Raw genomic sequence first — 2354 nt, forward strand, 5'->3', positions numbered from 1 at the left:
TCGGCCACTGCCAGTCCGTGCAGCCGCAGATTCCGCGCAAGGCGCTGCAGGACGGCATCTCGGCGACGGTGACGGCGCGTTTGTCGATAGGTACCGACGGGCAGGTCAGCGACGTCAAGATCATGCGCGTTTCGCCACCCACGTCCGTCTTCAACGATGCGGTGATCGCGGCCGGCAAGGGCTACAAATGCGAGAAAAACCCCGAGCCGTATGTTGGCGAAGTGCAGTTCTCGTTCAAGACAACCGCGAGCGACGATGAGTAAAGCAGTAAGGCTGGTGACGCTCGCGCTCGGCGTGATGTTCATGGCACAGGGGGCGCTCGCGCGTCCATCGATAGCGCAATACGACGAGCCGAAATATCCGGCGGGCTTCACGCACTTCGACTACGCGGACCCCGACGCGCCGAACGACGGCGACATCGACTTCCAGAATTACGACGAGCTGCAAAGCTACGATTCCATGAATCCGTTCCTGATTCGCGGCGCGCCTGCGCCCGACCTCAAGAACCTCATGTTCGATACGTTGATGCAGCGAAGCTGGGACGAGCTGGCGTCGGAGTATCCGTTGATAGCCGACGACGTGAACGTCGCGCCCGATGGCAAGTCGGCGGCTTTTCACATCAACCCGAAGGCGCGTTTCTCGAACGGTGACCCGATCACCGCCGCCGACGTGAAGTATTCATACGACACGCTTGCGAGCAGCCATGTCTCGCCCATCTTCAACTCGCAATTCGCCAACATCACGAAGTCGACGGTGGTCGATCGTCTTACCGTGCGGTTTGATTTCAAGGAAGCACGCCGCGACGCGCCACTGATTGCGGGCGACCTGTGGGTGTTCTCGCCGAAGTGGGGCATGAAGCCGGACGGCACGCGTCCTTCGTTCGACAAGATTGCGACCGATCCACCGCTTGCGAGCGGCGCTTACCTGATCGAGCAGCGCAAGAACGACAAGCAGATCACGTACGTGCGCAACCCGGACTACTGGGCCGCCGACCTGCCGGCGCGCCGTGGCATGTACCACTTCAAACGCATCACGTTTCGCCTCTTCACCGATCACTACACGTCGCTCGAAGACTTCAAGGCGGGGCACACGGACATGCGGGTGGAATATTCGTCGGGTACGTGGGCGCGAAAATACGTCGGCAAGAACATCGCTAACGGATCGCTGAAGAAAGGTCTCTTTCCCGATGGCCCCGCGCAGATGCAGGGCATTTTCATGAACACGCGCAGACCTCAGTTCGCCGATCCTCGCGTGCGTCGCGCGCTCACGCTCGCGTTCGATTACGAGTGGCTGAACCGGCTGACGTTCTACGGGCAATACCGGCGGACAGGCAGTTACTTCCAGGACAGTCCGTTCGGTGCGACCGGCGTGCCGGACGCGAATGAACTGGCGTTGCTCGAGCCGTATCGAGCGGAACTTCCGGCGGCCGTGTTCGGCCCGATGCTCAGCCAACCCGACACCACGCCGCCCCATTCAATCCGTGCGAACCTGCGCGAAGCGCAGGCGCTGCTGAACGAGGCAGGCTGGAACTATCGCGACGGTGCGTTGCGCGATGCAAACGGCACGGCCATGTCGATCGAGATCATGGACGATCAACCCGGCATGGACGGCGTGATCATGCCTTTCGTGCAGCAGTTGCAAACGCTCGGTATCCAGGCGCATATGCGTGAACTCGACAGCGCGCTATACGGCAAACGCATGGACGCGTTCGACTTCGACATGACCACCTATATCTATTCGCCGGTGACCATTCCGGGCGGCGAACTGACGCGGCGTTTTGGCAGCGCGGCGGCAGCGCAACCCGGTTCGGAAAATTTCCCCGGCGTGAAATCGAAAGCCGCCGATGCGATGATCGATGCCGCGCTCAAAGCCAATACGCTCGCCGATCTGCAGACCGCCACGCACGCGCTCGACCGTATCCTGATCAACGGTTATTACATCGTGCCCGAGTACTATGCGCCGAATACGCGCGTGGGATACAAGGCGCGCATGGGGTTCCCTTCAGTCCTGCCGAAGTCGTACTACGCCGAGGACTGGCTGCTCGATTACTGGTTCGTGAAGCCGGTGCCGGCAACCAGCGCCCCAACACATTGAGATTGCCGTGGCCGCTTATATCCTGAGACGTCTGTTGCTGATGATCCCCACGCTGATCGGCGTGGTCACGCTCACGTTCGTGGTCACGCAGTTCGTGCCGGGCGGTCCGGTCGAACAGATGATGAGCCAGTTGCGCCACGGCAATCTCAATGTGTTGGGGCGCTGGTTGCCGGCACCAGCTTCACGAACCAGTAATCGAGCAGCCAGTCCTCGGCGTAGTACGACTTCGGCAGGACTGAAGGGAACCCCATGCGCGCCTA

General features: G+C 61.0%; 2 protein-coding genes and 1 pseudogene. All 3 read left to right on the forward strand.

Features of this window, described 5'->3' with window-relative positions:
* Positions 1–263 (forward strand): TonB family protein (locus tag ACRXB1_RS34665; protein WP_449494609.1); only part of this gene is annotated, 263 nt, incomplete at its 5' end.
* The gene (locus tag ACRXB1_RS34670; RefSeq protein ID WP_449494610.1) at positions 256–2094 is read left to right on the forward strand and encodes an extracellular solute-binding protein; all 1839 of its coding nucleotides are present in this window, start codon (positions 256–258) and stop codon (positions 2092–2094) included. The genes ACRXB1_RS34665 and ACRXB1_RS34670, both read left to right, overlap by 8 nt.
* Before the next feature lie 7 nt (positions 2095–2101).
* A pseudogene (locus ACRXB1_RS34675) lies at positions 2102–2354 on the forward strand (hypothetical protein); the annotation flags it as partial.

This window comes from Caballeronia sp. M23-90, assembly GCF_053574605.1.